We start from the raw sequence: 5,396 nt of genomic DNA, 5'->3' as shown, positions 1-5,396 counted from the left end.
CCCAGCAGCAGCCCGCCCCGCCCCGGCAGAAGCCCCGGTACGCGTCCCGGCAGACCCACCAGCAGGCCCCGCCGAGGGTCGACGAGCAGCAGGGCTGGATCCCGCAGCAGCCGTACGACCCGTACGACACCGGGGTGCGGGAGCGCACCCAGCAGCAGCCCTACGTGCCCCAGCAGGGCGGGCCGCGGGAGCGCGACGCCGGGTCGCGGCAGCACGGCGAGGACTACCGGACCGAGCAGTTCTCCTTCATCGAGGAGGAGGACGCGGAGTCCGAAGACGTCATCGACTGGCTGAAGTTCGCCGAGACCCGCTCCGAGCGGCGCGACGAGCGCAAGCGCAAGAGCCGCAACCGCGTCGTCGCGCTGATCCTCGCCCTCGTCCTCGCCCTCGTGGGCGCGGCCGGCTACCTCTGGTGGGCCGGCAAGCTGCCCGCGCTGCCCGGCACCGAGACGGGCTCCTCGGCGGCGGGCGGCCCGCAGAAGCGGGACGTGATCGTCGTCCACCTGCGGGAGACCCGCGGCGGCGGCAGCTCGACGGCGCTGCTGGTGGACAACGAGACCACCGGCAAGGGCGCCACCGTCCTGCTGCCCAACACCCTTGCCCTGTCGACCGACGACGGCGGCAGCACCACGCTCGGCAAGGCCGTCGCGGACGAGGGCACCACCTCCACCCGCGACGCCCTCGACACCCTGCTCGGCGCGCAGATCAAGGGCAGTTGGCGGCTTGACACCCCGTACCTGGAGAACCTGGTCGAGCTGGTCGGCGGGATCGAGATCGACGCCGACACCACCGTGCTTGGGGCCAAGAAGGGCGAGGAACCGCTGGTCAAGCCAGGTAAGGGGCAGACGCTCGGCGGGCAGGCGGCCGTCGCCTACGCCACGCACCTGGGCCGCGGTGAGCCGCGGGCCAAGCAGCTGGAACGGTTCGGGCAGGTGATGCACGGCGTGCTCCGGAAGCTGTCCAGCGACCCCGACGCCGCGACCACCACCGTGCAGACCCTCAACCAGATCCCCGACCCCTCTCTCACCGAGGCCCAGTTGGGCGCCTCGCTCGCCGGGCTCGCCGAGCGCGCCAAGGACGGCTCCTACGACACGGCGGTGCTGCCCGTCGAAGGGGACGGCACGCTCAGCGAGGCGACCGCCAAGAGCATGGTCAAGGACGTGCTCGGCGGCACCGTGAAGAACGCCGACCCGGACGCGGCCCCGCGGGTCAGCGTGCGGAACGCCAGCGGCGACAGGAAGGCCGCGAGCAACGCCCAGGTTGCCCTGCTCAACAGCGGCTACACGTTCGTCGGCGGCGGCACCGCGCCGGCCGCCCAATCCGCCTCGCAGGTCACCTACGCCGACGCGGCGCAGGCGGCGAAGGCCAAGGAGGTCGCCAAGACCCTGGGCCTGCCGGACAGCGCCGTGGCCAAGGGCCGGGGCGCGGCCAACGCGGACGTGACGGTGGTGCTGGGCCGCGACTACGAGGGGTAGGCGGCCATGGGCCGGATCCCAGAGGGTCCGGCCCCGCCTCCCCAGCGGGTCCGGGCTCCCCGGCGGGTCCGGCCCTGTCGGCGCGGCGTGAGACCCTTGAGAAGTACCTGCCCCCCGACCGGAAAGCCAGCTTGTGACCGCCACGGACCGCTCCATCGAGCTGATCAACGCCGCCGCGCAGGCGGCCGCCGACAAGCTCGCGCACGACATCATCGCGTACGACGTCAGCGACGTCCTCTCGATCACCGACGCCTTCCTGCTGGCCTCGGCGCCCAGCGACCGCCAGGTCAAGTCGATCGTCGACGAGATCGAGGAGCGGCTCCAGAAGGAGCTGGGAGTCAAGCCGGTCCGCCGCGAGGGCGACCGCGAGGCGCGCTGGGTGCTGCTGGACTACGTGGACATCGTGGTGCACGTCCAGCACAGCGAGGAGCGGGTCTTCTACGCGCTGGAGCGCCTGTGGAAGGACTGCCCGCAACTCGCCCTGCCCGAGGACGCCCTCGCCACCCACGGCAGGGCGGAGGAGTACGCGAAGCGGCAGGCCGCCGACGACCTGGACGGAGACCTGCTCTGAACGGCACGAAGAACGGCCGGGGCCGTCGCATCGTCCTGTGGCGCCACGGCCAGACGTCCTGGAACCTGGAGCGCCGTTTCCAGGGCACCACGGACATCGAGCTGACCGACACCGGCCGGGCGCAGGCGCGCCGCGCCGCGCGGCTGCTGGCCGGGCTGGCCCCGCACGCGATCATCGCCTCGGACCTGAGGCGCGCCATGGACACGGCCGCCGAGCTGGCCACCGTCACGAGCCTGAAGGTCGAGCACCACGAGGGCCTGCGCGAGACCTACGCGGGCAACTGGCAGGGGCTCACGCACGAGGAGATCGTCGAGAAGTACGGAGAGCAGTACGCGGCGTGGAAGCGCGGCGAGCCGGTGCGGCGCGGCGGCGGCGAGCTGGAGACCGAGGTCGCGGAGCGGGCGGCTCCGATCGTCGAGCGCCATGTGGACGGGCTGCCCGACGGCGGCACGCTCGTCGTGGTCAGCCACGGCGGCACGATCCGCACCACCATCGGGCGGCTGATCGGTCTCGAGCCGCGCAGCTGGGAGGCGCTGGGCGGGCTCTCCAACTGCTGCTGGTCGGTGCTGGGCGAGGGCGCGCGGGGCTGGCGGTTGCTGGAGCACAACGCGGGCACGCTGCCGGAGCCGGTCCTCGGCGACGACGACTGAGGGTCCGCGCGGGCACCGGTTCCGGCCGCGCCCTACGGATTTCTCTTTCCGGCAGGTCACAGGCTAAGCTTCTTCTCGTTCGAAGCGCTTCGGCGCCGAGAAGAGCGGGGCTATAGCTCAGTTGGTAGAGCGCCTGCATGGCATGCAGGAGGTCAGGAGTTCAATTCTCCTTAGCTCCACAAGAACGAGGGCGGCGTGTGCTCGCGAATAAGCGAGCCGTGTCGCTCTTGTCGTATCTGCTCGGCTCCGCCTCGCGGGTGGGACCTCCGCACCCCGGCGCCTGGATCCCGTCCCTATTACCAGGGGGCGGGATCTTTTGCATCACGGTCGGACGAGATGCGTGGCCCCGCTGACCGGGGCGCCTTCCCGTGGCAGAATCAAACGGCCGCGAGGGGAGAGGGAGCACGTATGCCGACGAGCATTCTCGAGGGGGTCAACGATCTGCTCGACATTGCCGAGGCGCAGGGCTACGACTGGCTGCCCGAGTACGCTCTCCGCTTCACCTGCCCGGTCGACCAGGCCCAACTCCCGTACGTGCCCGCGCTGTTGCAGTGCCCGGCCTGCGGGTCGGCGCATGTCGCGCAGGTGCTCGGCGACAACGGCGGGATCTCCTACGTCTGCACGGCCTGCGGCCACAGCTGGAGCTGACTGATGGGGGCCCACAGGCGGAAGTGCGACTGGTGCGGGAGCGGCACTCCGATCGTCCGCGACATGGAGCCGCTCAACTCCGACTACCAGTACTGGTGCGAGGAGTGCGCGAGGGCGCTGATCATAAAAGGCGACCCCATCGAGACGTACCGCGAACTCGAAGGGGAGCCCATCTACGGGCGGCTGCTGGACGAGCACTGCACGCTGAAGCGGTTCTATTCGTTCGCGACCGCCTGACCAAGGACGCCTCCCTGCCCGCCCTGAGGCCGATTTGGTGGAGGGCCGGGGGAGCCGTGTATGGTTGGCGTCGCCGCCGAGGGGAACCGGGCGGAAGCAGGACCTGGGGCTATAGCTCAGTTGGTAGAGCGCCTGCATGGCATGCAGGAGGTCAGGAGTTCAATTCTCCTTAGCTCCACAGGACGGACCGCTCGCGGTTCACGAGATCCCACCAGATCGCATCGATCCGGTGGGATCTTCGTGTTTCCGGGACCACGCGCGGGCCGGTCGCCACCGGACGTGGCGGCGACCGGTGGCGAGCACGCCGATCGCGCTGGTCGCGGCGTTCATCTGGTGCCAGCGTTCATCTGGGCACGGCGTTCACTTGGTCCCGGCGTTCGACGGTTCAGCGGCCGCGGGGCAGCGCCCTCCCCATGGGTGGCTCCTGCTCGGCCGGTGCCCCTTCGAGGCGGAGGGCGAGCGCGGGGCACCGGCGTACCGCCCGCCGGGCGTTCCCCCGCAGGTGTAGGGGGATGGCCGTATCGGCGAGTGCCGGGAAGCCGTCGGGCCCCATCCGGATGAGCTGGGGCACCAGGCCCGCGCACAGCCCGTGCCCCTCGCACAGCGTCCAGTCCACGGCCAGCTTCTCGCCGCTCGGCACGCCCCGCACCCTGTGGGCCGGGTGCCCCGGCGCAGGCAGCGGCAGTACGCCGAGGGTGGGGCGCCCGCAGCCGCCGCCCAGCACGTGGGCGGCGAGGTCGTCGGTGAAGGCCTGGAGCGCGGACTGGAGGAACCGCACGGAGCCGTCCGGGTGCTTGCAGGCGCCGCGCCCGCGCACCGCCTGGGCGACCTGGCGCAGGGCCTCCAGGGCGGTCGCGCCGCCCCCGCCCAGCACCTCGGCGAGACCGGCCGCGGCGGCGGGCAGCCCGAGCCGGCACGGGCCGCACTGGCCGGCCGTCTCGGCGGCCAGCCAGTTGACCACCCGCAGCGACTCCCCGAGCGGGCAGGTGCCGGGACCCAGCGGCAGCAGCGCGCCCGCCCCCAGGGCGCCGCCCGCCGTCGCGAGGGCCTGGCGGGAGACGATCGCGCCGTGGGCGGTGGCGGCGTCGAGCCAGGCGCCGTGGTAGCCGCCGGACAGGACGCCCTGGGCCAGTGGGGGAGCACCGCACAGCTCCAGGACGTAGCGCAGCGGCACGCCGCTGGGCACCTCCAGGACGGCGGGGCGGACCGCGGACCCGGAGACGGTCAGCAGGAGTGTGCCGGGCTCGTCGGTGAGGCCTGTGTGGCCGTAGCGGTGCGGTCCCAGCCGTGCGGCGACGGCGAGTTGGGCGAAGGTCTCTGCGTTGGACAGCAGCGTCGGGGCGCCGCCCACGCCCGCGTCGGACGCGCGCGTGCGCCGGCCCGGCGGCAGCGGCGGGCCGCCGTTCACGGCCCGGATGACGGCCGACGCCTCGCCCGACACCATCCGCTCGGGGGTTCTGACCACGCGCGCCCGCAGGCCCCGGCCGCGCCGGTCGGACAGGCCCCGCTCGGCCAGCGCCTCGCGCACGGAGGCCTCGGTGGAGTCCCGGGTCACCGCGACCACCAGGCCGCGCGCGCCGAGCGCCTCGGCGGCCAGCAGGGCCCCGTCCAGGACCAGGTGCGGGGCGCGGCACAGCAGCACGGTGTCCTTGCGGCAGGCGGGCTCGCCCTCGCTGCCGTTGACGACGACCACGGGGCGTACGCCGCGCCGGATCGCGCTCCTGGCGACGGCACGCAGCTTGGTGGCGAACGGGAAGCCCGCGCCGCCGCGGCCGTTCAGCGAGACGGCCTCGGCCAGTTCGGCCAGCCGCTCCC

6 protein-coding genes and 2 tRNA genes are annotated in these 5,396 nt (G+C 73.0%); 7 read left to right on the top strand and 1 reads right to left on the bottom strand.

Going from position 1 to position 5,396, the window contains the following annotated elements; genetic code table 11:
* The 7 genes from AOK16_RS18925 to AOK16_RS18895 all read left to right on the top strand — a co-directional run.
* Positions 1 to 1,475, top strand: a 1,475-nt coding sequence (locus AOK16_RS18925; protein WP_055473405.1) for an LCP family protein, incomplete at its 5' end; no start/stop codon positions are given.
* 133 nt (positions 1,476 to 1,608) lie between these two features.
* Positions 1,609 to 2,046: a ribosome silencing factor gene (gene rsfS, locus AOK16_RS18920; protein ID WP_055473404.1), complete on the top strand. Its 438-nt coding sequence runs from the start codon at positions 1,609 to 1,611 to the stop codon at positions 2,044 to 2,046.
* Complete coding sequence (locus tag AOK16_RS18915) at positions 2,043 to 2,696, top strand: histidine phosphatase family protein (protein WP_055473406.1); 654 nt, start codon at positions 2,043 to 2,045, stop codon at positions 2,694 to 2,696. Before rsfS ends, AOK16_RS18915 begins: the two co-directional genes overlap by 4 nt.
* A gap of 106 nt (positions 2,697 to 2,802) precedes the next feature.
* Positions 2,803 to 2,875: transfer RNA gene (locus tag AOK16_RS18910), tRNA-Ala, on the top strand.
* A gap of 229 nt (positions 2,876 to 3,104) precedes the next feature.
* Positions 3,105 to 3,344, top strand: coding sequence for a hypothetical protein (locus AOK16_RS18905; protein WP_055473403.1), 240 nt, complete (start codon positions 3,105 to 3,107; stop codon positions 3,342 to 3,344).
* A 3-nt stretch (positions 3,345 to 3,347) separates the two neighbouring features.
* Complete coding sequence (locus AOK16_RS18900; protein ID WP_055473402.1) at positions 3,348 to 3,581, top strand: hypothetical protein; 234 nt, start codon at positions 3,348 to 3,350, stop codon at positions 3,579 to 3,581.
* Positions 3,582 to 3,686: 105 nt separating this feature from the next.
* Positions 3,687 to 3,759, top strand: a tRNA-Ala gene (locus tag AOK16_RS18895).
* A 207-nt stretch (positions 3,760 to 3,966) separates the two neighbouring features.
* Here the strand turns inward: AOK16_RS18895 and AOK16_RS18890 are convergent.
* Positions 3,967 to 5,396 (bottom strand): NADH-ubiquinone oxidoreductase-F iron-sulfur binding region domain-containing protein (locus AOK16_RS18890; protein WP_055473401.1); only part of this gene is annotated, 1,430 nt, incomplete at its 5' end.

It is taken from the genome of Streptomyces pathocidini, from assembly GCF_001418495.1.
Classification (GTDB): Bacteria; Actinomycetota; Actinomycetes; order Streptomycetales; family Streptomycetaceae; genus Streptomyces; species Streptomyces pathocidini.
This window is presented reverse-complemented; position numbering and strand designations above follow the sequence as displayed.

What these genes read in the sequence shown, in the direction of transcription:
- AOK16_RS18905 (WP_055473403.1), top strand. Translation starts at nt 3,105, where the DNA reads ATGCCGACGAGCATTCTCGAGGGGGTCAACGATCTGCTCGACATTGCC.
- AOK16_RS18900 (WP_055473402.1), top strand. Translation starts at nt 3,348, where the DNA reads ATGGGGGCCCACAGGCGGAAGTGCGACTGGTGCGGGAGCGGCACTCCG.